The sequence below is a fragment of the Microvirga guangxiensis genome (assembly GCF_900102135.1).
Lineage (GTDB): Bacteria > Pseudomonadota > Alphaproteobacteria > Rhizobiales > Beijerinckiaceae > Microvirga > Microvirga guangxiensis.
On the sequence record NZ_FMVJ01000010.1, the window covers coordinates 73,851 to 100,237 of the forward strand.

The window sequence follows — 26,387 nt, forward strand, 5'->3', positions numbered from 1 at the left end:
GAAAACTATTCGTTTTTCCAAACTCGTTCAATCGGAGATGGTCCGGGCATCGACAACCATGTGTATGGGGACCGAGCGCCGGTCCGCCCCAACACCGATCCTGGAGTGAGCGAATGTCCTCTCGTGCAGCCTCTTTCGTCGTTCAATGTAATGGTCAGGAGGCAACCGCCGATGACCTAGCACCTCTCGCCTTTGCCGGCTACGCTCACTTCACTGCCATCCAAGTGCGGGAGGGCCGAATCCGTGGCCTTGATCTCCATCTGGAACGGCTTCGGGTTGCCTCGGTGGAATTGTTCGGCCGAGCATTGCCCGACGATCAGATTCAGTTCTACCTACGGGCGGCGCTGGAGGTCGGTCCTCCCGACCTTTCCCTGTTAGCAACGGTGTATTCCCCAGCCGGCGAGTTCACGGTTGCCGGGTCTGACGTCGAACCCGTATTGTTGGTCCGCACTGGGCCGGCCGCGTCGGGCCCGAAGGGTCCGCTGGCACTGGCACTGGTCAACTACGAGCGGGTCCTCCCGGCCGTGAAGCACGTCGGCGAGGTGGCCAAGACGTATTTCCTCCGGCAGGCAGTCGATCAAGGCTTCGATGATGCCGCCTTCGTTGACCGGCAAGGGCGGCTGAGCGAGGGGTCGATCTGGAATCTGGCATTCTGGGACGGCACTGCCGTGGTGTGGCCTGCGGCGGAAATGCTGTTGGGCACCACTATGGGTATCGTTCGCCGGCAACTGGATCGCATTGGTGTCCCCCAGCGCATCCAAGAGATCACGCTCGACGACCTGCCGGCCTTGGCCGGCGCTGTGGTCATGAACTCGTGGACACCGGGTGTGCCGGTCCACCGGATCGGCACGGTGCCCTTGCCCGAGGCGCCGTCCTTCCTGGACGCGCTTCACCGCGCCTATCAGGCCGAGCCGCTCGTCTCGCCCTAGCTGCGAATAGCCGGCCCTGAAAGGTCGTTGGCTTCACTGGTCAATTCCTGGTAATCGTGATGTGGATCGTCACCAAACGTTGCCACTGGGATGAAAGTGCAACGTGTTGGCTTAGCACTACAGTTGCACCCACTAGTTTTGCGCTAGTTATCTCCTGATCTGACACAGGAGGCTGCCATGACGGGTGTAGCCATCGAGCAGATGCTCGAACTCTGGTGTGTAGAGTTGCGTCAGGTCAAAGTTCATCTCGGGTCGCTGTTTGCCCATCCCAGTGTCGCTGCCTCGGCGGCGACCTTCCTCGATGGGTTGCTCGGGCCTGAGCGGCGCAAGACCGGCTGGATGCGGGCCGAAGCCGCTGGCGATCCAGGCCCCTGGCGCCAGCAGGCGGTGCTCGGGCGTAGCCACTGGGACGCGGATGTCTTGCGGGACATGGTGCGCGACTATGCTCTCGAGACGCTCGCCTCGCCTGGGGCCGTGCTGGTGATCGATGAGACCGGATTTCTCAAGCAGGGCCAGCACTCGTGTGGCGTGGGACGCCAGTACACTGGATCGGCTGGCAAGATCACGAACTGTCAGATCGGCGTGTTTGCGGCTTATGTCTCGGACAAGGGCTGCGCCTTCATCGATCGCCAGCTGTATTTGCCTAAGGACTGGACAAGTAAGCCCGAGCGCCGCACCGCCGCTCAGGTGCCCGACAGCATCGGCTTCGTCACCAAACCCGAGATCGCCGCGCAGATGATCGAGCGGGCGATTGCGGCCAACATGCCGTTCGACTGGGTCTCCACCGACACGGTCTATAGCGTGGGCCGGATCGAGATGCAGTTGCGCCGGGCTGGCAAGGGCTATGTGCTGGGCGCGCATGCCTCTGATCAATTCAACTCCTGGATCGACAAACCCGAGGTCGCCGGCACGGCCGAGCAGATCGCAAAGGCTCTTGCGCCTGAGGCCTGGACGCGCCTGTCAGCCGGTGACGGCACCAAGGGAGCGCGCCTGTATGACTGGGCCTATGTCGAACTCGCTGATCTCGAGGCTGACGAATACAACGAGCACCTCACCGGCCTGTGGACACGCGGCCTGCTGATCCGGCGCACCCTCTCTGATGGGGACCTGGCGTTCTTCTCGACCTGGTGTCGCGCCGGTACGTTGATCGAAGAATTGGTGCGGGTCGAGGGCCAGCGCTGGGCAATTGAGGATGCCTTTGAGACAGCGAAGACCGAGTTGGGTCTCACGCACAACGAGACGCGCTCGTGGCATGGCTGGCACCGCCATGTCTCGCTGGTGATGCTGGCATTTGCCATGATGGCGGTGGTGCGCCAGCGCGCCAATACTCTGACCTCACCCCAAAAAAGAAGCGACGAGGCCAAGCTCCGGCGCTTGTGCGATGGTCTGTCCAGGAAATCCGCCGCGTGGCCACACGCCTCCGGCAACGCCGGATCGAGCCCGCCTTCGTGATCGCCTGGTCCGCTTGGAGACGAGCGCATCAGGCCATGGCGGAAGCCTCACATCGCAAGCGAAAGGTGCAACTGTAGTGTTAGGAATTCGACCCAATTATCTTGTAGAGCTGGTCGAGCCGGGCAGTTCGCGGCCAAGTAGTCGCAGAAACATGATCCAGTGGCGCTGTGTTCGGAAACCTCAACGATGACAGACCTCGACCAACTCTCCAACTGGCGGACAGAGGTCTGCGGCCTCGGCCCTGAGCCACTTCAGCAAGGCCATAGCCCGGGGCTCCTGGCTAAGGTCTGTTCTTGTCAGCAGGACATATTGGTGACCATTTGGCGTGAATCCGAAGGGGGCCACAAGCCGGCCTGTCCGGATCTCGTCGACGACCAGAGGGTAAGGACCGATCGCAACCCCCAAGCCCGCCACGGCCGCCTGGATGCTCAGGTAAAAATGTTCGAACGTGCGGCCTTCTCGTGAATTCGCAGTCTTCTCATTCTCCTTGCACCACCGCTCCCAGGCATCCGGGCGCGTCGCGGAGTGAATCAGTGGCAGGTTCAGGAGGTCGTGGCGGCGCGCAGATGTCTCAAGAAGTGCCGGGCTGAGAACAGGCCCCACCGTCTCCTCGACGATAGGGAAAGAGTAAGTATCTGAGTCCCACTGAAAATCGTCTCTTCTGACGGCTATGTCGATACGGTCCCGATCGAACTGCACGGGACCTCCCGCTGCAACGACATGAACCAGAAGGTCAGGGTGGCACTCACCGAGTCTAGGAAGTCTAGGGATGAGCCAGCGCTGGGTCAGGGTGGGTTCGCAAGACAGGACAAGGGGTGTAGGTACCTTCAGCCTAATCTCTTCGCAAGCATCCCGGATAAGATGAAATGCGTTCGCCGTTGCTGCAAGCAGCCGGCGACCCGGCTCTGTCACATAAACACGCCTGTTCCGCCGTTCGAAGAGCGCGACTCCAAGCTGCTCCTCAAGATTCTTGATCTGGCGACTTACTGCACTGTGCGTCAGATGCAATTCGTCAGCAGCCTTGGCGAAGCTTTCGAGACGCGCGGCCTTCTCGAAGCAGCGCAAGGCATTCAGAGGGGGGAGACGTTCAGTCATTGGAATACGTGCGTTTTTCTCACCGATAGCCTTATCAAATCATCATTTTCACAAGCAGACAATTCATCCTACTCATCCATGAGCCGGACGATGAGGGATGCGCCCCAAGCATAAGATCAGGCCCACGATGAAGATCGCAGTTGTTGCAGATGATCTAACAAGCGCCACGGATGGCGGCATAGCCTTTGCTCAGGCCGGGCATCCGACCACGGTGGCGCTGAGCCTGGAACATCTTGGGGCAGCAAGCCGGTGGGATGTCGTATCAATCGACGCCGACAGCCGTATTCGATCTCACGATGAGGCGATTCGGCGCGTTCACGATGCGGTCTTCCGATTGCGGGACCGCGACCTTCTCTACAAGACCGTAGACTCTACCATCCGTGGCCATCTGGCCGGCGAGCTAGGCGCAGCGCTTCGGGCATCGGGGCGGCACGCGGCCATCTTTGCTCCGGCTTTCCCGGAGGCGGGCCGCATCACCCGGGGCGGGCGCCAGCTCCTCGATGGGGTCGGGATATCCGCGACGGCCTTTGCCAACGACCCCCTTCATCCCGTGCAAACCGATGACATCGCCAGTATCCTGTCGGCTGCAGGCGGGTCCATTGCCGTATTGGACAGAGCCTCCGCAGGCAGGCGGGATGTTCTGGAATCGGCTTTGAGGAACCATTCCATCCTTGTCGTCGACGCCGAAACGCCTTCCGATCTCCGCACTATGGTACGCGCCGTCCCCGAGCCGACCGATCTGGTCTGGATCGGCTCTCCGGGACTGGCACGAGCCCTCGCGGAAGCGTTCCCCGGCCACACTTCGCCTCCCCGTCGACCTCGCTCAAGACGCGTCCTGGTCGCCATCGGAAGTGTCAATCCGGTCAGTCGCGAGCAGCTGGAGCATCTGAGGCCCCACGCCGACCTTGTCGTCGAGGTCGACGCGATGAAGGCCGCTGCGGCACCGGAGGAGGCCGCGCGGGAGGCCGTTGCCTCCCTCGGTCCCAGCAGCAGCATGCAGACCGTCGTGGTGACCTCCACCCTCGGCGAGATCCGGGTCGGCCGGGAAAAGGCATCCCTGGTGGCCGAATCGATCGCGGCCGCGGTCCGGATCCTCCACGCGCAAGCTCCCTACGACGGGTTTGTCCTCACCGGGGGAGACACGGCGATCAAGGTTGCGAGAGCCCTGGATGCAACCGGAATCGTGCTTGAGTCGGAGCTGTCGCCAGGCATTCCCATTGGGGCTTTCGTGGGCCGGAATCCCGCGCGCGTCATCACGAAGGCAGGAGGCTTCGGCGATGGCGCCAGCCTCACGGATGCCTGGAGGCACCTTACAATGAACGCCACATCGAAGGAGAGCGCGGCATGAAGCCGATCGGCATTACCATGGGTGACCCGACGGGCATCGGTCCCGAGATCATCGCCAAGCTCTTTCATGAGACCCCTTCGACCCAGGCGATCGTCATCGGCGACGAGACGATCATGCAGCGCGCCGTCGACCTCGTCGGGAGCGGCATGGCCATCCGCCGGATATCGCATCCCTCCGACGCGGTATTCGCCCCGAACACGATCGAGGTTGTCGCCGAGACCCGGCTCCCGGTCGACCTGCCCGTCGGCCGGGTCGATGCGCGTGCAGGTCAGGCGGCCTACATCTATGTCGAGCGCGCGATCGATTATGCTCTTCAGGGCTCCATCGGGGCGATCGTGACATCGCCGATCAACAAGGAGGCTCTCAAGCTCGCCGGCATCGACTATCCCGGGCACACCGAGATCCTGGCCGAGAGGACCGGAACGAGCGACTTCACCATGATGCTCGCCAATGACGAACTGCGCGTCGTGCTCGTGACGATCCATCTCTCCCTCGCCGATGCCATCAGGCAGGTTTCGATCGAAACCGAGTTGAGGGCGATCAGACTGGCCAACGAGGCATGCCGCCGGTCCGGCATTGCGTCTCCCAGGGTTGCAGTGGCTGGCCTCAATCCGCATGCTGGGGAGAATGGCCTCTTCGGCCGAGAGGATCTCGATTTAATCGCGCCAGCCATCGAGCTCGCCCGGGCCGAAGGAATCGACGCGACGGGTCCCTGGCCCGGAGACACGATCTTCATGCGGGCACGTCGCGGAGAGTTCGACGTTGTCGTCGCCCAGTACCACGACCAGGGTCTCATTCCGGTCAAGTATCTCGGGATTGATCATGGGGTGAATATCACGCTGGGTCTTCCGTTCGTCCGGACAAGCGTCGATCATGGTACCGCCTTCGATATCGCCGGGGCGGGCAAGGCCGATCACCGGTCCCTGCAATATGCCCTCGCCCAAGCCGAAAAGTTGAATGGCGCGATGATGGAAAGCCCAGTGCCTGAATTTATCTTCATGCTCACGCGTCAGGACCGCACGATCCCCGATGCGATGGACCGCCTCGAGGAAGTGCTGGCTGCAGGCGTCAGGCATATCGGCTTCAAGGATGTTGGGCTTCCCTTCGAGGACCTCAAACTGCTGGCATCGGCCATTCGCCGGGGCGGGGCAAAGCTCTATCTCGAGGTCGTCAGCCTTGATGAGACGAGCGAAGTGAAATCGGCCAAGGCTGCCGTTGCTCTTGAGGTGGATGTTCTCATGGGCGGAACGCGCCCCGACGCGGTCCTGCCGATCATCAGGAGCACTGGGATCGAGTATTATCCGTTCCCGGGCAAGATCGTCGGACATCCAAGCATCCTTCTGGGACCGATCGAGGATATCGTGGAAAGCGCCAAGACTCTCGCCGCCAAGGAAGGCGTTCACGGGCTCGACCTCCTGGCCTACCGGTTCGACGGGGATGTTCCCGAGCTGATTCGTCAGGTCTGCCGCGAGATATCGAAACCGGTGTACATTGCGGGATCGATCGATCGTTTTGACAGGATCTGCGACGTCGTCCGCGGACAGGCGGCCGGCTTCACGGTCGGAACGGCCGCCCTCGACGGTGCTTTCCCGGCCGAGGAGCCTGGATTGACGGCGCAGCTTGCCGCGATTCAAACGATGATCAAAAAGGCCCTCACCCGTCATCGGTCCGAGGGTCCGTTCAGCCATGTGGCATGACAAAGCTCATTGCCCTTTCAAGGAATAGATCATGCTGGATAAGGTTCAACTCGACGCCGCCTTTGCCATGTTTTCGGACTACTGGAGTCCGAAGGTTGCGGGCGAAATCAACGACATGCAGATCAAGCTCGCCAAGTTCAAAGGCGAGTTCATGTGGCATCATCACGACCACGAGGACGAGCTGTTCCTCGTTCACAAGGGAACTCTTCTCATGCGGTTTCGTGACCGCGATGTCCGGCTCGGCCCCGGTGAGTTCATCGTCGTGCCACGCGGTGTCGAGCATCTTCCCGTAGCGGAGAGCGACGAATGCGAGATCGTTCTGCTTGAGCCGAGGACCACGCTCAACACCGGAAATGTCGAGAATGAGCGCACGGTTCGCGACCTTGATCGTATCGCTTGAGGGACACGGCAATGGCGACCGGATCTTCGCTGGGCCTGTGGCCCGTTCTGAGGGATCTTCAGGGGTGCCGCTGGATTGACCTGACGCATGCCTTCGACAGGAACATTCCTCATTGCAGCTCCTTCGATCCTGAAGAGCGCATCACGCTCTATCACTATGACGAGGGCATAGGACTCAAGGGCCATGGGTTTCTTGCGCATGAGTATCGGCATACGGGGCAGTGGGGAACGCACGTGGATCCCCCGGCCCATTTCATCCGCGGCCTGCGCCATCTCGATGAACTCCCCGTGGAGGAGATGATCCTGCCGCTTGTGGTGATCGACATCACTCGCCGCGTCGCGGAGGATCCGGACTATTGCGTCTCTCTCGATGACGTTCATGCCTGGGAAGGCCGGAACGGACCTGTTCCGCAGGGCGCTTTCGTGGCAAAGCGCACCGGCTGGTCGCGCCGCTGGCCGGATGCCATGGCCATGAAGAACTTCGACACCGAGGGAGTTTCGCACTTTCCGGGATGGAGCCTTGAGGTTCTTCAGTATCTCGCCGAGCGCCGGAACGTCTCCGCAATTGGCCACGAGACCACCGATACGGATCCGGGAGTTGTCGTCTCGCGGCGCGAGGCTCCTCTGGAAGCCTACTGGCTCGCTCGGGACAAGTGGCAGATCGAGCTTCTGGCCGAACTGAGCGAGCTGCCGGAAGCCGGGGCGATCGTGATTGCGTCTTGGCCTAAACCGAGAAAGGGATCGGGCTTCCCGGCACGAGTCTTCGCCATCGCGCCGGTTCAATAGGAAGCAAGAAGCGGCGAATCAATATTGCTCTGTTACCAGGACCCGTACAGATCTGATCCCAACATTACGGATGCCGTCTGCCGATGATGCATCCCTCGGCCAGCATTGATGCACGAGAACCGATGCCGACTGCTCCTGCACAATCCTAGTGGTGGTATCTACGAATCACAGCCAATTGGGAGCGGCACAACGAAAGCGGTATTGGTCATTACAATCCGCATTGTCACCGCTGCTGCGGTTCGCAGGCAGGAGTATGGCAGCGAGGGCTCGATTATCGGATGCATCGGCCCCCTCGACAATCGACTTGATGACGCCGGCTGAGTCGATCCGAGCGCCATCGCATCTTTCGATGTGCCCGCCATACGATCCCGACCTACCATAACCTCGAAGGATCTGATTGCTGTGGGAGGCATCCGGGCCTAGAACGGTGCTGGTGTTTCGAGTATATTGTGGATCCCCGAGCAATCGTAGCGACTCAGCTAGGCGGCTTGCTAATGGTGTAGGCCCGCCGCTCTCTCAGAGAAAAATGATAGTCAGCTGAGGATGTCGCGATAACAGCGGAGCCTAGTAGACACTAGGCACGAACCATACCGAAATGCTCTTTATAGGATTGCGGATTAGTTCCTAAGCGTCGAACAAAGGCGCGACGCATAGTTTCCTCTGATCTGAAGCCGCACCGCAACGATGCGCGGGCGACGGACGCCCCCTGTTCAAGCAACCGTCGTGCGGCCTCCACACGAATGTCTTCGACTGCCCGTGCCGGAGTTCTTCCCGTCACACGTTGATAATGACGAGTGAAACTGCGCTCGCTCATGTTCACTTGGTTGGCAAGAGCTGGGACGGACAGATCAGCTTGTAGGTTTTCCATGATCCACGCATGGAGACGATCGAAATGACCGTGGCCTCGTTGCAGCGCTAGTACTGAACTAAACTGCGCCTGTCCGCCCGAGCGCTTCAGATAGACGACAAGGTGTCGGGCCACAGCCAATGCCTCTGCGCCGCCTAGATCGGCCTCAACTAACGCTAAGGCAAGATCAATCCCTGCGGTAACGCCCGCTGATGTCCAGATACGTCCGTCCTGTATGAATATAGGATCAGGATCGACGCGGACCTGCGGGAAGCGCTTGGCGAACTCAGCACAACGATGCCAGTGCGTCACCGCGCGCCGCCCGTCCAGCAGTCCTGCTGTGGCGAGCAGAAAGGCGCCGCTGCAGACAGATGCTGTGCGCGTGGCTGATTCTGAACGGCGACGAAGCCATCCGATCAGTTCATGATCGTCGCATGCGGCATTCACCCCGCGTCCTCCAGCCACGATCAGGGTATTCAGAGGTATACCAGGATCAGGTAGGGAGTGGGCAGCAATCGTAAGTCCAGCACTGACAGTGAAACTGGCATCTTTGGCGACTACAACCGGCTCGTAGGGAGGGCTTTGGCCATCCGTCGCCGCGAGATCGTTCGCGTATGAGAAAACCTGCAGCGGCCCTGCAACATCAAGAAGCTGAGCATTGGCGAACGTGAGGATCTCTATGCGACGCATGGGCTTTGGCGCGATTCGAGGGGTGATTGGCGTTTCCGCCAACGAATGGCCTGCCATAATCGGATCGTCAACCAGGAGATTCCGAATGGGCCTTCGTTTTGGTATTCTTGTATTCCCTATGATCCAGCAGTTGGACCTGACCGGTCCCTACGAAGTGTTTGCCTCCGCAAGAGACGCCGAAGTTGAGCTCGTCTGGAAGGATCATGAACCAGTCAAGTCTTCCACGGGTCTGACTCTCACTCCTACGGCGAGTTTTAGCGACTGTCCGGACTTCGATGTCCTCTGCGTACCTGGCGGCACGGGAACCAATCCATTACTCCTTGATGAAACAGTTCTTACGTTCATACGTAAGCAGGCAACTAGCGCACGCTATGTCACTTCCGTCTGCACCGGATCTCTGGTTCTCGGTGCCGCGGGGTTGCTTAATGGTAGGCGAGCCACCACACACTGGAATGCTCATGATCTTCTGACTCACTTCGGAGCCATTCCCGTCAACGAACGTATCGTTCAAGATCAAAACATTATTACCGCTGGTGGAGTAACCTCAGGTATCGACTTCGGTCTAGCCGTCATTGCGGAGCTCCTCGGCCGAACAGAGGCAGAGACAATCCAGCTGATACTGGAGTACGAGCCCGCGCCACCTTTCCAGTCCGGTACGCCCGAGCGAGCAACGCAAGATGTTTTAGCGACAGCACGGACCCGGCTGAAGCCGACCCGCTCAGCCCGAGAGGCGATTATCGCTGAGTGGGCTCTCAGCCATGGCAAATGAACGGCAGAGGATCGCAGGGGGCCACAGTTACTGAGTTTGCTGAGATGCCCTTTCGCGCTTAAGCCGATCTTTGGACAAATCCTCTGGTGGAGGGGTGAGGTGCCAAAGCGCCGTCGTCGCGAGAATGGCCACAACGAGAATAAGTTCGATCCGCGTCGAGCGGGACAGTTGCGAAACTGCTGCTCGCTCGCCGCCGATTGCTCCGTCCGTCAGCCAGAAACGGTTCCAAACGGCAAGGGCGAAAACCATGGCGACCAGAGCAAGTTTGACTGAAAGGACTTGTCCATAAGGTGTCACCCATAGCGCGTTGATACTTGGCAGTTGAACCATAGCAAGGAGCATACCTGCACCGGCAAGTGGGAACACGGCGAACGGAATGGCATGGGTGAATCGCTGAAGAAGCAACTTGCTACCTGCCCCCCACCTCGCGAATGCAATCGAAAGCGGGAGAAGGGAGCCAATCCAGAAGATGATCCCGACAGCATGCAGAAACATCGTGGGACGGCTAAGCCAAGGCGGGCGCGTCTCTACCGCATGACTCTGCGCAGTCAAAGTGATGCCGGCCAGAACCATTGCGCAGAGGGACAACGACTTTCCGAGCAAGCCTCGCAGGTTAAGCGAAAGGAGTCCAAGGATGAGGCTTGGGGCAGCAAAAAGTCCGATCTCTATCGTGTCGGTTACGAGGTCATCTCCTGGTGCTGACGTCAAGCTGTCTCCATGTAGAACTGCGTGGCACGATGCGAGCAGCTTCAAGCCAGCTGCAGCAATCGCGACAGCAAGACAGCCAACAATCAACCCGCGCACAATCCACACACCAGGCCTCACCCTGCCTGCCACCCAGTTACTGAAAAAGGCGCCGCCGACACCGACAAGAAGTCCAATACAGAGCACAACTCTCGCGAGCCAAGTCAGAATGGGCGATTGGGCCGTCTCCGCAAAGATGGTGACGATTGTATCGCTCAGAGCCTCTGGGCGACCGCTTCTCGGACAACTCGCGAGATGCGCGCTGCCGAATCTGCTGGCCAATTCTCCATTGTAGGCACAATGTCGACAGACCAACGATGCTGGAATATCAAAGACAGCAGCCCAGATCGGAGCGATCCCCGACACGGGGAGCCGCTCAACAGATATGGGCGCCTGTGATTGCGATTGCGGGGAGTCAATGGTCCTATGTGGTCTTTGCTCTGTCTCAGCCAAAAGGCGATTCTCCGGCTCACCCCAGGCTCGGCCGTCAAGCGCAATGGTATCCATGCCAAAGGCAAAAACTCCGCCGATGATAGCCATCGCTAGAGCGGCCATCCCGCATCGACGAAGAAGAGGGATGATTGTTAGATCGTGGAGCATCGCGTCCCAAACTCCGCAATGAAGAGCCTCAGTTAACTTAGGTCGCGCTGTAATAGGGGCGACAGCAGACGTATTCCCTTGGACCAAATGTCCAATGCCGCCACTCACACGCCGACTGTAACAAGCCCGCGAAACATCCTTGTGAAACCTTATGGACCACGATGATCGCTATATCGCGCTGGCTTATCGAGAAGCCCTATCGAGGGACCGTCATCAACATCGCCATGCTGATAACTGTGCTCGCTCTAATTGGAAGTGCAGGCCTGCTCAGGATAGTCGGAGGGGGGGCTGTTGCCATCGCGGCCGCCCATTTCTTTCTACACGCAGCCAGGCGCGCATTCCTGTCGCGTGCCGCTATGAACCTGTATCAGGCTTTGCTGATATGGGTTCCTGGTGTCCTAGCCGTCGGCCTCGCAGCAGCAAGCCTTCACGTCCTCACAAGCTATGAATCAAACGCGCTCGAGTATGGAATGGGCACGGTGTTACTCGCCTGGCAATTGGCGGTGCTGACTGTTGCTGGCTATGACCTCAGGGCTCAGTCAATGCGCCGTAGCACCGCTACAGGGGACTTGTGATGGACTTCCCACTTTTCCACCTTGATCTTCTCGGAAACCGTTGGCTGATCGCCATCATCGCGATTACGCATGTGCTGATCAATCATGGGCTGGCGGTTGGCATGATGCCTCTGATTGCCGCCATGGAATGGTACGGTCACCGGTCGCAGGACGCGCGCTGGGACAGGCTTGCGTACAGAATCCTTTTTGTCTGCTTCCTTATCACCACCACCATTGGCGCGCTCACCGGCGTCGGTATATGGTTCTCCGTATCATTGGTGAACCCATACTCCATCGCGAGCCTCATTCGGGTCTTCTTCTGGGCATGGTTTGCTGAGTGGCTCGTCTTCATCACCGAAGTCTGCCTTATCCTTGCCTATACATTGACTTGGAAGAATTGGAGTACGCGGGGAGGCAAGTGGAAGGTCCGGCACATTAGACTTGGATTTGCACTCGCGCTCTTCTCGTGGATTACCATGGCGATCATTGTCGCGATCCTCGGGTTCATGATGGATCCTGGCAATTGGCTAACAGATCACAGCTTCTGGATTGGAGTGATGAACCCGCTCTATCTGCCGCAGCTGGCTTTCCGGACGCCACTCGCTGCTGCAATGGCTGGGATCATTGCGATGTTTCTTGTCCTGTTCTACACGCAGCGGGGCGACGCTTTCCGGTATGATGCCTTACGTGCAGTTAGCCTCTGGACCCTAGCCTTTGCACCACTCGTCATCATTGCGGGCTGGTGGTACTACACGTCTGTTCCTGGCGCGATGAAGGAGAATCTTGGGGTCTCTCTAGGAACACTGGAATTTGCAGACTGGCAGGAGCGGTTCCTCCAAATTGCTGCAGCCACCGTGATCACGATCCTGCTCGTTGTCCAGTTCGCGATCTTCAGACCGAAGCTCCTGCCGCGAATTGCACTTGTCATTCCCTTTCTATCCATCCTGTGGATGACTGGACACTTCGAACGAGTGCGAGAGTTCATTCGAAAACCCTACATTATCGGACGCTACATGTACGCGAACGGCATTCGGGTAGACGACTATGCACTGTTGCAACGAGATGGCGTCCTCAAGTATGCGACGTATTCAAACCCGCTTTCTGAAGCCGAACTTGCGGGGATCCCTGACGGTCTGTCGGAGCCAGAACGATCTGCCCATTTAAGGGCCATTCAGCAAGGTAAAGATGTCTTCATGATTACCTGCTCGCGCTGCCACTCCGGGCACGGCTCCAATAGCATCTCAGGCCATTTGCAGCGTATGTTCGGCGATCAGCCTTGGACCCCGGACCTCACGGCGAGCTACATCGAGAATATGCACTACGCGCAGCCTTATATGCCGCCATTTCCCGGAAGCAAGGCTGAGCTGCGACTTCTTGGTCGTTATCTGGAGCACCTTCAGAACAATAAGGCCCCGATTCCAGGCGCACAGTCGGTCGGCGTTGTTGTGAACCGCAATCTCTCGACCCGAACCGCGACGCACGACCACTAGGGGGCTGCACGGCAATGAATGAACTTCCAATTCCCAGAGAAATTCCGCTTCCTCAACCAGCGCCTGAACCTGTGTTGGTTGGAGTCCTAATCGTCTTCTTCCTGATGCATATTGTTTTCGTCAATCTAATGGTCGGCGGTGCATTGCTGACGCTGTGGTATCAGCTGCGCGGCTTGAAAGAGAAGCGCTACGACGATCTGGCCTACGCCATTGCGTCGACGATTACGGTCAACAAATCGATCGCAGTCGTACTCGGTGTCGGGCCCTTGCTTGCCATCAACACGCTCTATACTGTTTACTTCTACTCGGCGAACGCTCTTACTGGAATCTTCTGGATCAGTGTAATTCCGCTGGTGACTCTCGCATTTCTTCTCACCTACTTGCATAAATATCTTTGGCGACAGATGGAGCCTTTCAAGGAACTTCACATTGGCATCGCTGTGGTCGTCTGCATTCTCTTCCTGTTCATCCCTTTGATATTCCTGACAAATATCAATCTGATGTTGTTCCCCGAACACTGGGATCGGGTGAAGGGCTTCTTTTCTGCACTAGCCCTACCAAATGTGCTCCCACGATATGCTCACTTCATTCTTGCCTGTCCTGCGATGACGGGCCTACTCATGGTCTGGCTGTTTCGGAGAAAGGAAAGGCGCAATTCAACAGTAGCAGGCTTCAAACGTGATGACCTTGTTCGAATGGGATATCGGTGGGCTTTCTGGCCGACCTCCGTTCAGTTCCTGGTCGGGCCCGTTGTCCTGATGACCTTGCCGCGGACACAGGAAGTCAGCCACGCCGCCATGGCAGTCTTTGGAATTGCGACGGTCGTGGCGCTGGCGATGGCACACCTGATGTTCACGGAAATCCGGCGAGCAGGCGAGGCAATTGGACGGAGCTTTGGCGCGATTTGCATGATGATGCTGACCGTTGTAGCGCTTATGGGAACCGGGCGACATCTGTATCGTGAGGCAGCCGTCGCACCACATCGTGAGCTTGTACGCGCTAAGACCGAGCAGTACATGCAAGCGGTCGATGAGGCGCGCCAGCAATCCGCCCGCGATCAGCAATCGGGGGGCGAAGCAAAGTGATCCCCAACTCCCTTGATCAACGTGGGTCGGAGCGCGACCTTTTTTTGAGAGTTAAGGCCCGAGGTAATCATGCCTTCCGGGCTTGAATCATCTATCAGACGATTAAGGGATTGATCACCATGGCAACGATCTGGGGTCCGCTCATCCTTCTGTACTTTGCATGCTAGCGCTGCTCGATCTTCTCCGGTAATGAGCATATACAGCGAAACGAACAAGAAGAACCTTCTGCTCCTGATTCAGCTGCGGTGGGTCGCCGTCGGCGGCCAGATCACCACGATTGCTGTCGCCCACTGTTTCTTGGGGATAGAACTGCCTCTCGCGCCGATGGGAACGGTCATTCTCTGTCTCATCGGCCTTAATGGTGTAAGCCTACACAGATACTGGTACCAGAGAGCCCTTCGGAACGGAGAGCTTTTCGTTGAACTTCTGCTCGATGTAGCAGCCCTTACGATTCAACTTTACCTCAGCGGAGGCGCAACAAACCCGTTTGTTTCGCTCTTCTTGCTTCAGGTCATCTTAGGAGCAGTTCTGCTCGACCCATGGTTAATGTGGGCCCTTGTCCTAACCACAAGTGTATGCTTCGCCTGGTTGACGTCTTCATATCGCGGGATTGGTATCCCACATACCCACCGAGGCACATTCCTGGATCTGCACATTCAGGGCATGTTTATTTGCTTCATCCTCGCATCAACGCTTCTCGTTCTGCTCATAACGAGAGTTCACAATAATCTCAGGGCGCGCGACGCGCGCCTCGCGGAGTTAAGGCAGCGGTCTGCGGAGGAGGATCACATTGTAAGAATGGGATTGCTGGCGACGGGCGCGGCGCACGAGCTTGGTACGCCACTTGCCACACTCTCAGTTATCCTCGGTGACTGGCGACGCTTGCCCTCGCTGATGTCGAACCCGGAGATCGCGGCGGAGATCAGTGACATGCAGGTAGAGCTTGAGCGGTGCAAATCCATAGTATCGGCTATCTTGCTGTCGGCAGGTGAGGCGCGTGGGGAGGGAACCGTCCATACGACGATCCGCTCCTTCTTTGACGAGGCTGCCAGGGAATGGAAGGCTCGCAGGTCGCCGAGCCAGTTCAGCTACACCAATGGGATTTGTTCGGACGCTTCAATCGTTTCCGACACGGCCTTGAAGCAGGTGATTTTCAATCTGCTAGACAATGCGCTTGAGGCCTCTCCCGGGTGGCTCGGACTTGAGGTCGATCGGCAGGGCGGTAACCTGGTGGTTAGGGTCAGCGACATCGGACCCGGCTTCGCGAAAGAAGTGCTTCACGACTTTGGGAAGCCGTATCGGTCGACCAAGAGTGCTCGTGGGCGAGGGCTCGGATTGTTCCTTGTTGTCAACGTCACCCGTAAACTCGGTGGTACGCTGAGCGTACAGAATGCGGAGGGACGGGGTGCTGTTGTCGTACTTACGCTTCCGTTTGACGCTCTTTCGCCTGGAGAAGACCATGGTGACTAGACGATCAGTCCTGATAGTTGAGGACGACGAGGTATTTGCCCGCACGCTATGCCGATCGTTCCAGCGTCGTGACTACGATGTCTTTCATTGCGCAGGACGTGAGGAAATAAGTCCCGTTCTTCGAGAGATCTCACCCCGATACGCAGTCGTCGACCTGAAGCTCGCGCGTGGATCGGGGCTTGAATGCGTCAAGCTCCTAAGAACGGAATGCCGCGGAATCAAGATCGTTGTGCTGACGGGATTCGCGAGCATTGCCACAGCAGTTGAAGCAATAAAGCTCGGGGCGTGCCACTATCTGGCCAAGCCTGCCAATACCGACGACATTGTCGCGGCTTTCGAACGAGCGGAGGGGGACGTCAATGTACCAGTGACTGACCGAGGGACCTCGATCAAGAATCTCGAGTGGGAACGGATCCACGAGACATTGGCAGATGCCAACTTCAACATATCCGAAGCTGCTCGGCGCCTCGGGCTGCACCGACGGACACTCGCTCGGAAGCTAAAAAAGAGGCATGTGAAATGACCATCGGGGCGGCGATCCTCTATCGGATTCGCCAGCGACATAGATTGCACTGCGGGGCTGCTGGTCGAGAAGGCAGACGATCTTATGGCTGCCACCGCGCCCGTGTTCACAATGAGACGGAGACACTCAACGATCCGAATTGTGGAGCCGGAGACTGTACTTGCTGGACAGCTTCCGCTCCTTCTTTGCAGGTGAGTTCCATCGCACAAGTGTATTGTTTCGACCTCCTCGATATCAGTCGCTTGATTGGCCGCGCGGGGCAGATCCAATCCCACAGTACTTGGCGTTGTAGCTGCGTGAACGCGGATTAGAGGTGTCGTCGAGTGGTCCTAGGGCGCTTGCTCGTTCCACGCCGGGACGTTAGATGCCCCGCAATTGCTTACGATTAAACATCAGCGCAGAGGCGCTGATCCACTGCGAAATGTTCCAGCGAAAACGCGTCACTCGTTCCCGACTGACACTTCGTCAGGACGGGATAGCTTCGGGTGCATTGAGCGCGTGAGGGGAGCGGGTTGGGACGTGGAACGGCGGTAAGGGGGAGTAAACCGTTTCGGGATAGAAGTAATTAGTTTACTTCGCTTGAAATACGTTCGAGAACTGGAAGCAGTTCTGTTGGGTCTGGACGCCTTGTGTAGTCTGGATTGACCTCCGCGTAGGCGATCATTCCGTCCTGCCTCACAACGTATCGTGCAGGCATCGGGAGTGTCCAGCTCGGATCACCATTGATGATTGTGAGGTCGTTCCGAAAGACTTCAGTGTAGACATCAATCAGGTAGTCTGGAAGCTTGTAGCGAAGACCAAACTCGCCGGCAATACTATTGGACGGGTCGGAAAGGATTGGGAACTCGATTGCGTTCTCGCGCTGCGACCGGCGACTGTTTGCAGGGGTTTGTGGAGAGATTGCGATGAGATGAGCTCCATGTGATCTGATTTGGGGTAGGAAACTCTGCAGTGATCGCAGCTCGATGTTGCAGTAGGGGCACCAGACGCCACGATAGAAGGAAATGACCAATGGCCCCTTCTTCAGCAATTCGTCCGATGAAACCGGTTCGCCATTGGAGTCATTTAGCGTGAAAGACGGAGTCAGGTCTCCTACTTTGCGGGCTCTCGCCGCGGCACCAGAGGCAACGAGTTCATTGGTGGCGCGGTGCATCCATTGGTGTACCCAACTGGGCACAGTTATCGGCCCCTCGCCAGCCTCAAACTTCGATCTGAGCGCATCAAGCGCATCCTGGAGAGCCATTGCCAATCCTTTCGATCCAGCGCTCAGAGCTGGAGCATCACTAACGATCCAATGCAGGAGAGAATGTCTCAGCTGGGCAGTGGTATGAATGACATTTTGCCCACGCTTTCCGCCAAACTGGGCCAGTCGTGATCGACAGTTAGGGGCACTTGTATAGAGTGTGGACGGGTGCCGCTCGACCCATTATCGCCCCGCCGAAGCGCGGGATTGAGGGGGAAGGGTAACTCTGCGTTGGAATGGGCGCTAGCCAGTAAGACAGGACCAGAACCCCTGGTGTAGGTGCCGGTAGTTCGGAAATGGGGGCGGGGGCGCCGGACTATTTTTGGTGTCTGTACTTCTCGAGGACCACCGATGTCTCCTGTACGGTCTCTTTCTGATGGAAGAATGATCGGTGACGGGTGCTCGTCTGCAAACTGATCTCTTGGGATCGCAAAAGGGCGTTGTAGAAGCTGATGACGGATCTGCGGAGACACCTGGAGGGACACTGGTCCGGCGGCCTGTTAGCTGCCGCGATGGCCTATTTCCTGTTCCTCCAGAGCCTGACTGGAGCCATCGCCCAAGGAGCGTCGGCTAGCGCCGTCGCAGATCGATCCTTTGTCACCTGCTCTTCCATAGACAGCTATCATGAGACCGGCGATCCACCCCAAGGCTCCGGCGACGGTCACCATAAGTGTTGCGGCATCCTCTCCCAGCTCTCAGGCGATAAGGTTGGCACGCTTTCCGATGGCCAACTTGTCTTTCTGCGTACCGACCCTTTCCATGAAGTACTGAGGTCAGACTGTTCCATTACTCCCGGCGGCGAGCGCAAGAAGTCCCACGCTGCGGAAGCGCGTGCACCGCCTCAGCGGAGCCGAGCGCCGATCTTTTTCGCCCACCGTTCCTCGTGAGCGGCGATGTTCCTAGCTGCGTTCCTGGACGCTGACCTGAGCAACAGTCATGTCTGATCAAACCTTGCGCGGGGGGCGCGGCGTCGCGCGCTCCGACGCAGCCTCTACTGACCTCTACCGCGCCGTCTGGCGTTGGCACTTCTATGCCGGTCTTCTGGTCCTGCCGTTCCTCATCGTCCTCTCAATTACCGGCGGCCTCTACCTCTTCAAGGATGAAATCGATGGAATCGTCCATGCTGACCTCAAGCGGGTCGAGGTGCGGGACCCGTCCAACCGAGTTGCCCCATCGTCCATGGTTGCGGCGGCTTTGGTCGCGCATCCCGGCAAGGCGGTCAAGTACACTGATCCAATCACGTCGACCGCATCGGCCGAGGTGACGATTAAGACGACTTCCGGTCAGAACCTGGCGGTTTACGTAAATCCCTACGGTGGCCAAGTGCTGGGATCGTTACCCGATCGTGGCACAGTCATGTGGACGGTGCGCTACCTCCACAGCCTCAAGTACTTCGGGACCGTCACCCGAGCCTTCGTTGAGATCGCGGCGGGGTGGTCGATTCTTCTCGTGGGAACGGGCATTTATCTCTGGTGGCCAAGACGACAGTCCGGAGGCGTATTGTCCATTCGAAGCACGCCGAACCGGCGAGTGTTCTGGCGAGACACCCACGCGGTCACGGGCATCTTTGTCGGCTTCTTCATCGTGTTTCTAGCCATCACCGGCCTGCCATGGTCGAACGTCTGGGGTGGCAAGGTCAACGAGTGGGCCAACGGCCACAATTTCGGCTATCCGGCCGGCGTGCGCGTGGCGGTGCCGATGTCGGACGAGCACCTGGGCCACGTCAGCCCGACTACCTGGTCGCTGGAGCAGGCGCAGGTGCCGGAAACCGCCAGACACGCCCATGGCGCGGAGCCGATCGGGCTGGACAGGGCCATTGCCATCTTCGACGGCCTGGGTCTGCACAGGGGCTACACGGTTGCGATCCCTACGTCGGCCACGGGCGTCTACTCGGCCTCGGTCTACCCTGACGACGTCGCGCAGCAGCGGGTTGTTCATCTCAACCAATACTCGGGGAAGCCGCTCATCGACATGAGCTATGCCGACTACGGCCCTCTCGGGAGGTGGCTGGAGTTTGGTATCAGTGTCCACATGGGGCAGCAGTTCGGCCTGGCGAACCAGCTTTTCCTAGTAGCGGTCTGCGTGGCAGTCGTGGTGCTGGGCGTTTCGGCTGGAACGATGTGGTGGAAGCGCCGGCCCACCGGATCGCTTGGCATACCGCCGGCTCCGGCCGATAAGCGCGTGCTGCGAGGCCTTCTGGTCATCCTCATCATGGGTGGGATCCTATTCCCGCTCGTGGGCGCCTCACTGCTGGTGATGTTGACTCTTGATTGGGCGCTCACGGAGCGGACTAGAAGTGTCGCTTGATCAAACTGAATGGTCGCTGGTGCGGCGACGGTCCAGTCTCCTGGCAGGGCGACTTGTAGGCCTGTCCCTGATGCACTGGGCCGCAGGTTCAGCGAGACGATCGGCAGTCCCAGGCGCGTACTCCACCACTCCGGTCACCGATGGCGCCGATCCCGAAGAAGTCGTTCTTGATGCCCTTGGCCTCCGGCATTCAGGTGAACGGGTTCTCGGCTCGAGGGACGATCGGCAGCAGCCAGTCCTGGCCGAAGGGGTGGCCGGCGATCAACGTCTTCCAGCTGCACGGGGTCGGCAGAACCTAGTTGCGATCTTTAAAAATGGCAACGCAAACTGGCTTGCCTGTGTTTGTCGATAAGGCGTCCGACAGAATGGGCCTAGCGCGCCTGAAGGGGACCTGTTTCGAACCCGAACCTATAGGACGTCGGGGGGACGCCGATTTCGTCCAAGAAAGCTCGGCGCATAACCTCTGCGCTTCCAAACCCGCAGCACGCTGCGACGTCCTCAACGGGACGCCGGGTCTGTTCGAGCAACGTCCTTGCGGCTTCAACCCTCGCCTTACGGATATAGCGTGCCGGCGTAACTCCGATCTCTGCGCGGAAGACTCTGCTGAAGTTACGCGGGCTCATCGCCATCTGTGATGCGAGACTCTCGACTGTGAGTCGATCGCCAAGGTGCTCTGCGATCCAGGCCAGAAGCGCGACCAACGTCCTCGAAGATGGCGCCTCTGCTGCCAACGCTACACTAAACTGGCGCTGTCCACCCGTTCGCTTTAGGAAGACAACCATTTGCCGCGCGACCCGCAGCGCAAGCTCACTGCCAATGTCCTCTTCGACCAGTGCGAGCGAGAGATCGATGCCAGCGGTCACACCTGCTGACGTGTAGACGTTTCCGTCCTTTACCCAGATGGCCTCCGAGTCTACTCGGACGTTGACGAAGGCGGATTGAAGCCGGTCCGCATAGGCCCAATGCGTAGCGGCTCTCCGGCCGTCAAGGAGGCCCGCCTTCGCCAATACAAAGGCCGCCGTGCACACCGACGCCATTCTCCGGACACGCGTTTCATGCTCTTTGAGCCATTGCATGAGATCACTGTCGAGGGGAGTCGACGCCGCAGAGCCATCTCCACCTATTACGATGAGCGTGTCGATTGGACCTCCGAGGTCCGTAAAATGGAAAGGAGCCTTCATCTCAAGTCCACAATCGCCGCCTATCACGCAGGAGGCGCCGCCGGATGCTACGGTGATGCGATATGGCAGAGTTGCGCTGCCGTGCAGAACATTGGCGAACTTAAATACAGTCAGAGCGCCCGTAAGATCCAACTCCAGAATCGGAGGGACCGCGAGAAGAACGATATGCAGAGGCGGCTTGCTTCTTCTGGACTTCGACACAACTTCGAACTCTACACTGTAGCCTCGGAACGTCGTCTTCTGTTTATGCAGTCACGCCCGCTCATTGGCCGATTTCGTGGGCATTATGTCATAGCGGCCATATGATCGTCCGTCTATAGGGACGCTGACACCCTTACTGGAGCGATCCCTTGACCGCAGCCCTCCCAATTCATGAAGATGAACTGAAAAGCATGCGCGAAATGCGCGTTAAGATGACGGACACCGGCGTAAAGCCTTTCAAGGTTGCTGTTGTTATCAGTCCTGGCTTTATTCCGATGGATATGGTGGGCATCCAAACTGTGCTAGGGACCTGCCCCGGCGCCGAGCTCCACCTTGTTTGGAAGAAGCGCGAGCTCGTCGAGGGCTTTCCCAACTGGTGGACCATGCCGACCACGACGTTTGAGGAATGTCCTGACGATCTTGACGTGCTCGCGGCTCCGATGATGCCGCCGGAGGTGATCAGCGACCCAGACGTTGTGGACTTCTTCCACAATCGTGGGGTCAAAGCGCGATATATCATAGGAGTCTGCTGTGGAGTGCTCCTCGCAGGTGCAGCCGGCCTAGTGCGCGGCAAGCGGGTCACAGCAAGCTACAATGCCTTGTCGGTGCTTAGTGAGTTGGGGCCTTCGGAAGTGCTCCCACCTGGCAGTGGGGTTGTCGTTGACGGGAACCTCTATACGGCAGGTCCGGGCATCGGAAGTTTCGAAGCCTCGCTTCTTGTTGCGGCAGACGCTTTCGGTCAGCAAATGGCCGCGTTTGCTGAGCTGGCAATGGAGTATGACCCGCATCCTCCTTTCGGGACGGGCAATGCGAGCAAGGCACACCGTGACTCGCTCGCAATGCTGGAGGCGCTGGAGTCGCACATGGTGCCGCTCTATCGCTCTGGAACAACAGCCGCTCTGGCAAGAGTCGCTAAGTTCGACCTCCCTTCCGCCGTCAAAGAAAGCCAGCTCTATGGGGAGACATCGAATGCAATTTGATCGTCGGGAGACGCTGCTTTCCCTCTCAGCTCTTATGGCGACTCCCTGGCTGTCTCAGCTCGCGCATGCCACGGTCCCGGCAAACCGTCGGGTTGCCATTTTATTGTTTGATGGCGTAACGGCATTGGATGCGATCGGCCCTTACGAACTGCTCCATCGGGTTCCGGGGCTGGAAGTGACTTTTGTTGCTGAGACAAAGGGCCCAGTTACTGCCGACAGCGGCGCCTTGAGGTTGATTGCAGAGCAATCGCTGACGGATGTTCAGGAGACCGCAATTCTCATCGTGCCCGGTGGTGGGATTGGCGTCCGGAGGGTGCGTGAAAACCAGCGTGTCATGGAATGGATCAAAGTCATCGATCAAACCACAACTTACACGGCAAGTGTTTGCACGGGCTCGTTAATTCTTGCTGAAGCGGGCTTGCTCAAGTCGCGAGATGCTGCCACGCATTGGGCGCTGAAGAATATGCTCGGTGAGCTTGGCGCACAGTATAAGCCAGATCGCTATGTCCGCTCTGGAAAGTACTGGACGTCCGCAGGCGTTTCAGCCGGCATCGATATGACATTGGCTATGATTGGGGAGATGTACGGCCGAACTGAGGCCCAAATCCAGCAGCTTGGACTTCAGTACGACCCTGACCCACCGTTTGATAGCGGATCAGATCAGAAGGCTTCGCCAGAGATCATCGAGGCCTTTCTCGCCCGGCGTCGTCGCTAGCCTCCGCTCCGAGAGGCGCCACGAAACTATACACCGGCGCGCGGTCGATACCATGTTCGAAGTGGACTCTGAAGCTTCTGCTGCCCTTCAGCACCCGAGCTTTGTCAGTTGCAACTGGGCTGAGGATGGAATCAGGATCAGATTCAGTCTCACCTCACCATGCTACAGTGAACACGCTTCTTAACATCCCAATGTCTCTATTGGCTGTGTGCTGCAATCGCTCGGCCTCCGGCAACAAAAGACAATAGACTTGAACAGATGATCAGTTTTGGATTCGTCTGCGCTACAACGGAAATCCTGATGTAGTTGCCCAGGGCCATCCGCAGCTACGTCGATGCGTACAATGCGAAAGATGTTGATTGTATGCTAACTTGCTTTGCTAACGACGTGCATTTTCAGAGTCTCTCAGGGGGCCAAATGAACGCTGAAGTCAAGGGAAGCCGTGAATTGGCAGCTTTGGCAAAGATGGGTGCCTGAGCGTTCACAGAACGGCATCCATTGGTGACTAACTGTATCGTCGTCGCAAACAGGATCGTGATAGAGGCTGACTACAGCGCTACTGTCGCAACTGACCTTCCGAATGGATGGACCGCAGGACAACATCACAACTTCAGAGGAACTAGCTACTTCGAGTTGATGGGCGGCCTGATTGTGACAATCGTGGATGCAAGGTGATCGTCGCCGGTCAAGCACTTGCATACGACTTAGCCGCGCTGTGCCGCGCGGCGATCAGGGTGGAAGTTGAGCGGCAATCAACTTGAGAGGTGACGCCGCTGCCGCTCCGTAGGGAGGGCCGAGGCCCGACCGGAGGGGCGGCAGCGGCGACGGCGCGATCCCTCAGGACCGCACCGTCTGGCTGTCGTGGCCGACCGGGTAAGGATTGGGGTTCTTCACGTCCAATGAGGAACCCAGCCTTTGCCCGGCCGCCACATCACCGACTGCCAGATGAGACTCTACATGAAGCTTCGTCAGACCGACACCACTCCGATCGCCGCCGCCAAGGCCGGCTTCAGCTCCTCCACCGCCTATCGCATCGACAAGGACCCGCGCTTGCCCTCGCAGAGGAAGGCGCCACGCGGGCGAAGGCGCCCCGATCCGCTCGAGGCCGTCTGGGACAGCGAGATCCTCCCGCTGCTGCAAGCCGCCCCGAGCCTGCCCCCGTCGCTCTCTTCGAGGAGATCATCCGTCGCCATCCCGAGCTCGGCACCGGCATCCGCCGCACCCTCGAGCGTCGTGTCCGCGCCTGGCGCGCCCTGCACGGCCCTGAGCAGGAGGTCATCTTCCGCCAGGTGCACGAGCCCGGCCACATGGGCCTGTCAGACTTCACCGACATGGCCGATCTTTCCATCACCATCGCCGGCCAGCAGCTCGATCACCGGCTCTATCACTTCCGGCTCGCCTATTCCGGCTTCGAGCATGCCCACGTGGTGCTCGGCGGCGAGAGCTATGTCGCTCTCGCCGAGGGGCTGCAGAACGCCCTCTGGGCGCTCGGTGGCGCTCCACGCGAACACCGCAGCGACAGTCTCTCGGCTGCCTTCCGCAACCTGGATCGCGACGCCCGCGAGGACCTGACCCGGCGCTACGATGCCCTGTGCACCCATTACGGCATGGAGCCGAGCCGCAACAACACGGGCGTCGCCCATGAGAACGGCTCCATCGAGATCGTGCACGGCCACCTCAAGAAGGTGATCGAGGATGCCCTGCTGCTGCGCGGTTCGCGCGACTTCGCCGATCTTTGTGCCTACCGCCGCTTCGTCGACGAGGTGGTCGGGCGCCGCAATGCCCGCAACACCCCGCGCATTGCGGTCGAGCGCACCGCCCTTCAGGAGCTGCCGGACCGGCGCACCGCCGATTACGAGGACGCCATCGTCACCGTGACCTCGACCAGCGGCTTCGTCCTGCGCAAGGTGTTCTACAGCGTGCCGTCGCGCCTGATCGGCTACCGGCTGCGCGTGCGCCTGTTCGACGATCGCCTCGAGGTTTATCTCGGCGGCACGCACCAGTTCACGCTGCCGCGCGGGCGGGCTCATCCCAACGGCCGGCACGGGCATGTGGTCGATTACCGGCACGTGATCCACTCGCTGCGGCGCAAGCCCATGGCCCTGATGGGACTGGTCTACCGTGATCAGCTCTTTCCCCGGCAAGCCTATGCCCGGGCCTTTGAAGCGATGAGGGGCCAACTTCCCGTCCGGAGCGCCTGCCGCACCATGGTCGACCTGCTCGCTTTGGCGCATGAGCGCGCCTGCGAGGCCGAACTCGCCGCGCGCCTCGATGCGGATCTCGATGCCGGCCGGCTGCCGGATCTCAAGAGCTTGCGCGTGCTCTTCAGTCCGGATGCCGGTGCCGTGCCCGACATTGTGGTCTCTCATGTGCCGCTCAGCGCCTACGAGGAACTCGCCCGCGTGCATCAGGGAGAGGTCGCATGACGAGCCCTGATGCCATTGATACCGGTCGCCTGACCCTGCCGCTCAACGACCTGCGGCTTCCCGCCATCAAGACGATCTGGCCGGACTTCGCCGCCCGTGCCGACAAGGAAGGCTGGCCGGCGGCCCGCTTCCTGGCGACTCTGGCCGAACACGAGATGGCCGAGCGCGCCAGCCGGCGCATTCAGCGCCATCTCGACGAGGCGCGGCTTCCGCCCGGCAAGACCCTCGACAGCTTCGACTTCTCCGCGGTGCCCATGATCAGCAAGGCGCAGGTGATGGCGCTGGCGGCCGGCGACAGCTGGCTCGAGAAGGGCGCCAATCTGCTGATGTTCGGCCCGCCGGGCGGAGGCAAATCGCACCTGGCGGCAGCCCTGGGCCTGGCCCTGGTGGAGAACGACTGGCGGGTGCTGTTCGCCCGCACCACCGATCTGGTGCAGAAGCTCCAGACAGCGCGGCGGGATCTGCAGCTCGAGGCGGCGATTGCCAAACTCGACAAGTACCACCTGCTGATCCTGGATGACCTCGCCTATGTCAGCAAGGATCAGGCCGAAACCAGCGTTATCTTTGAACTCATCGGCGCCCGGTACGAGCGTCGCTCGCTCTTGATCACGGCCAATCAGCCCTTTGGCGCCTGGAATTCGGTCTTTCCGGACCAAGCGATGACGCTCGCCGCGGTGGATCGCTTGGTGCATCACGCCACCATCTTCGAGATGAATGTCGAGAGCTATCGCCGCAGAGAAGCCATTGAGCGCAAACGCGGACCAGGTCGTCCGCCGACGCGCGCGACAATCAAAACCTCATCCTGATTGACGCTCGCAACGACAATCAACAAAGTGCTTGCATCTGTGTCGCGGCG

20 protein-coding genes and 2 pseudogenes are annotated in these 26,387 nt (G+C 59.0%); 17 read left to right on the forward strand and 5 right to left on the reverse strand.

The window, feature by feature from the left end:
- The first annotated feature begins 113 nt into the window (after positions 1-113).
- Together BLP10_RS16755 and BLP10_RS16760 are read left to right on the forward strand one after the other, a co-directional pair.
- Positions 114-929, forward strand: coding sequence for an aminotransferase class IV family protein (locus BLP10_RS16755; protein WP_091137117.1), 816 nt, complete (start codon positions 114-116; stop codon positions 927-929).
- A gap of 177 nt (positions 930-1,106) precedes the next feature.
- Complete coding sequence (locus BLP10_RS16760) at positions 1,107-2,381, forward strand: IS701 family transposase (protein ID WP_425286965.1); 1,275 nt, start codon at positions 1,107-1,109, stop codon at positions 2,379-2,381.
- Positions 2,382-2,561: 180 nt separating this feature from the next.
- On the opposite strand, the gene BLP10_RS16765 is transcribed toward BLP10_RS16760, so the two are convergent.
- Positions 2,562-3,476, reverse strand: coding sequence for a LysR substrate-binding domain-containing protein (locus tag BLP10_RS16765; RefSeq protein ID WP_091137119.1), 915 nt, complete (start codon positions 3,474-3,476; stop codon positions 2,562-2,564).
- Between the two features lie 127 nt (positions 3,477-3,603).
- On the opposite strand from BLP10_RS16765, the gene BLP10_RS16770 reads away from it, so the two are divergent.
- The 4 genes and pseudogenes from BLP10_RS16770 (at position 3,604) to BLP10_RS16785 (ending at position 7,706) form a co-directional block, all read left to right on the forward strand.
- Positions 3,604-4,824 carry a four-carbon acid sugar kinase family protein gene (locus tag BLP10_RS16770; protein ID WP_175493947.1) on the forward strand — a complete coding sequence of 407 codons (1,221 nt, stop codon included), beginning with the start codon at positions 3,604-3,606 and terminating at the stop codon, positions 4,822-4,824.
- Positions 4,821-5,783 (forward strand): annotated as a pseudogene (pdxA, locus tag BLP10_RS23630) (4-hydroxythreonine-4-phosphate dehydrogenase PdxA); the annotation flags it as partial. The gene BLP10_RS16770 and the pseudogene pdxA, both read left to right, overlap by 4 nt.
- Before the next feature lie 769 nt (positions 5,784-6,552).
- Complete coding sequence (locus tag BLP10_RS16780) at positions 6,553-6,921, forward strand: cupin domain-containing protein (protein WP_210183633.1); 369 nt, start codon at positions 6,553-6,555, stop codon at positions 6,919-6,921.
- 11 nt (positions 6,922-6,932) lie between these two features.
- Complete coding sequence (locus tag BLP10_RS16785) at positions 6,933-7,706, forward strand: cyclase family protein (protein WP_091137124.1); 774 nt, start codon at positions 6,933-6,935, stop codon at positions 7,704-7,706.
- A 574-nt stretch (positions 7,707-8,280) separates the two neighbouring features.
- On the opposite strand, the gene BLP10_RS16790 is transcribed toward BLP10_RS16785, so the two are convergent.
- Positions 8,281-9,243, reverse strand: coding sequence for a GlxA family transcriptional regulator (locus BLP10_RS16790; RefSeq protein ID WP_091137126.1), 963 nt, complete (start codon positions 9,241-9,243; stop codon positions 8,281-8,283).
- Positions 9,244-9,328: 85 nt separating this feature from the next.
- On the opposite strand from BLP10_RS16790, the gene BLP10_RS16795 reads away from it, so the two are divergent.
- Entirely contained in the window at positions 9,329-10,012 is a 684-nt protein-coding gene (locus BLP10_RS16795; RefSeq protein WP_091137286.1) for a DJ-1/PfpI family protein, read from the forward strand.
- Positions 10,013-10,039: 27 nt separating this feature from the next.
- Here BLP10_RS16795 and BLP10_RS23230 read toward each other — a convergent pair whose 3' ends face one another.
- Positions 10,040-10,720: a copper resistance D family protein gene (locus BLP10_RS23230; RefSeq protein ID WP_175493948.1), complete on the reverse strand. Its 681-nt coding sequence runs from the start codon at positions 10,718-10,720 to the stop codon at positions 10,040-10,042.
- Between the two features lie 797 nt (positions 10,721-11,517).
- Between BLP10_RS23230 and BLP10_RS16805 the strand changes: the two genes are divergently transcribed.
- The 5 genes from BLP10_RS16805 to BLP10_RS16825 all read left to right on the forward strand — a co-directional run bounded on the left by BLP10_RS16805 (position 11,518) and on the right by BLP10_RS16825 (position 16,478).
- Positions 11,518-11,931, forward strand: a complete 414-nt coding sequence (locus BLP10_RS16805; protein ID WP_091137131.1) for a hypothetical protein — start codon at positions 11,518-11,520, stop codon at positions 11,929-11,931.
- A complete protein-coding gene (locus BLP10_RS16810) occupies positions 11,931-13,400 on the forward strand; it encodes a c-type cytochrome (protein ID WP_091137134.1) in 1,470 nt (489 codons plus the stop codon). The genes BLP10_RS16805 and BLP10_RS16810 overlap by 1 nt, the downstream gene beginning before the upstream one ends.
- A gap of 14 nt (positions 13,401-13,414) precedes the next feature.
- Positions 13,415-14,485: a cytochrome C gene (locus tag BLP10_RS16815; RefSeq protein WP_139165521.1), complete on the forward strand. Its 1,071-nt coding sequence runs from the start codon at positions 13,415-13,417 to the stop codon at positions 14,483-14,485.
- Positions 14,486-14,674: 189 nt separating this feature from the next.
- The gene (locus tag BLP10_RS16820; protein WP_091137140.1) at positions 14,675-15,955 is read left to right on the forward strand and encodes an ATP-binding protein; all 1,281 of its coding nucleotides are present in this window, start codon (positions 14,675-14,677) and stop codon (positions 15,953-15,955) included.
- The gene (locus tag BLP10_RS16825) at positions 15,945-16,478 is read left to right on the forward strand and encodes a response regulator transcription factor (RefSeq protein WP_091137142.1); all 534 of its coding nucleotides are present in this window, start codon (positions 15,945-15,947) and stop codon (positions 16,476-16,478) included. The genes BLP10_RS16820 and BLP10_RS16825 overlap by 11 nt, the downstream gene beginning before the upstream one ends.
- Before the next feature lie 565 nt (positions 16,479-17,043).
- On the opposite strand, the gene BLP10_RS16830 is transcribed toward BLP10_RS16825, so the two are convergent.
- Entirely contained in the window at positions 17,044-17,721 is a 678-nt protein-coding gene (locus BLP10_RS16830) for a peroxiredoxin-like family protein (RefSeq protein ID WP_091137145.1), read from the reverse strand.
- 936 nt (positions 17,722-18,657) lie between these two features.
- Here BLP10_RS16830 and BLP10_RS16840 point away from each other — a divergent pair.
- Entirely contained in the window at positions 18,658-20,028 is a 1,371-nt protein-coding gene (locus BLP10_RS16840; RefSeq protein WP_091137150.1) for a PepSY-associated TM helix domain-containing protein, read from the forward strand.
- A 371-nt stretch (positions 20,029-20,399) separates the two neighbouring features.
- On the opposite strand, the gene BLP10_RS16845 is transcribed toward BLP10_RS16840, so the two are convergent.
- The gene (locus BLP10_RS16845) at positions 20,400-21,410 is read right to left on the reverse strand and encodes a GlxA family transcriptional regulator (RefSeq protein ID WP_210183634.1); all 1,011 of its coding nucleotides are present in this window, start codon (positions 21,408-21,410) and stop codon (positions 20,400-20,402) included.
- 149 nt (positions 21,411-21,559) lie between these two features.
- On the opposite strand from BLP10_RS16845, the gene BLP10_RS16850 reads away from it, so the two are divergent.
- The 4 genes and pseudogenes from BLP10_RS16850 (at position 21,560) to istB (ending at position 26,337) form a co-directional block, all read left to right on the forward strand.
- The gene (locus BLP10_RS16850) at positions 21,560-22,390 is read left to right on the forward strand and encodes a DJ-1/PfpI family protein (protein ID WP_091137152.1); all 831 of its coding nucleotides are present in this window, start codon (positions 21,560-21,562) and stop codon (positions 22,388-22,390) included.
- Entirely contained in the window at positions 22,380-23,105 is a 726-nt protein-coding gene (locus BLP10_RS16855; protein WP_210183635.1) for a DJ-1/PfpI family protein, read from the forward strand. The genes BLP10_RS16850 and BLP10_RS16855 overlap by 11 nt, the downstream gene beginning before the upstream one ends.
- A 915-nt stretch (positions 23,106-24,020) precedes the next feature.
- Positions 24,021-25,531, forward strand: a pseudogene (gene istA, locus BLP10_RS16860) (IS21 family transposase).
- Entirely contained in the window at positions 25,528-26,337 is an 810-nt protein-coding gene (gene istB, locus BLP10_RS16865; protein WP_091137154.1) for an IS21-like element helper ATPase IstB, read from the forward strand. The pseudogene istA and the gene istB overlap by 4 nt, the downstream one beginning before the upstream one ends.
- Positions 26,338-26,387: the final 50 nt, after the last annotated feature.

Coding starts and splice junctions, on each gene's coding strand:
- BLP10_RS16765 (WP_091137119.1), bottom strand. CDS start 3,476: ATGACTGAACGTCTCCCCCCTCTGAATGCCTTGCGCTGCTTCGAGAAG.
- istB (WP_091137154.1), top strand. CDS start 25,528: ATGACGAGCCCTGATGCCATTGATACCGGTCGCCTGACCCTGCCGCTC.
- BLP10_RS16755 (WP_091137117.1), top strand. CDS start 114: ATGTCCTCTCGTGCAGCCTCTTTCGTCGTTCAATGTAATGGTCAGGAG.
- BLP10_RS16825 (WP_091137142.1), top strand. CDS start 15,945: ATGGTGACTAGACGATCAGTCCTGATAGTTGAGGACGACGAGGTATTT.
- BLP10_RS16780 (WP_210183633.1), top strand. CDS start 6,553: ATGCTGGATAAGGTTCAACTCGACGCCGCCTTTGCCATGTTTTCGGAC.
- BLP10_RS16815 (WP_139165521.1), top strand. CDS start 13,415: ATGAATGAACTTCCAATTCCCAGAGAAATTCCGCTTCCTCAACCAGCG.
- BLP10_RS16855 (WP_210183635.1), top strand. CDS start 22,380: ATGCAATTTGATCGTCGGGAGACGCTGCTTTCCCTCTCAGCTCTTATG.
- BLP10_RS16790 (WP_091137126.1), bottom strand. CDS start 9,243: ATGCGTCGCATAGAGATCCTCACGTTCGCCAATGCTCAGCTTCTTGAT.
- BLP10_RS16770 (WP_175493947.1), top strand. CDS start 3,604: ATGAAGATCGCAGTTGTTGCAGATGATCTAACAAGCGCCACGGATGGC.
- BLP10_RS16785 (WP_091137124.1), top strand. CDS start 6,933: ATGGCGACCGGATCTTCGCTGGGCCTGTGGCCCGTTCTGAGGGATCTT.
- BLP10_RS16840 (WP_091137150.1), top strand. CDS start 18,658: ATGTCTGATCAAACCTTGCGCGGGGGGCGCGGCGTCGCGCGCTCCGAC.
- BLP10_RS16805 (WP_091137131.1), top strand. CDS start 11,518: ATGATCGCTATATCGCGCTGGCTTATCGAGAAGCCCTATCGAGGGACC.
- BLP10_RS16795 (WP_091137286.1), top strand. CDS start 9,329: ATGGGCCTTCGTTTTGGTATTCTTGTATTCCCTATGATCCAGCAGTTG.
- BLP10_RS16830 (WP_091137145.1), bottom strand. CDS start 17,721: ATGGCTCTCCAGGATGCGCTTGATGCGCTCAGATCGAAGTTTGAGGCT.
- BLP10_RS16760 (WP_425286965.1), top strand. CDS start 1,107: ATGACGGGTGTAGCCATCGAGCAGATGCTCGAACTCTGGTGTGTAGAG.
- BLP10_RS16810 (WP_091137134.1), top strand. CDS start 11,931: ATGGACTTCCCACTTTTCCACCTTGATCTTCTCGGAAACCGTTGGCTG.
- BLP10_RS16820 (WP_091137140.1), top strand. CDS start 14,675: ATGAGCATATACAGCGAAACGAACAAGAAGAACCTTCTGCTCCTGATT.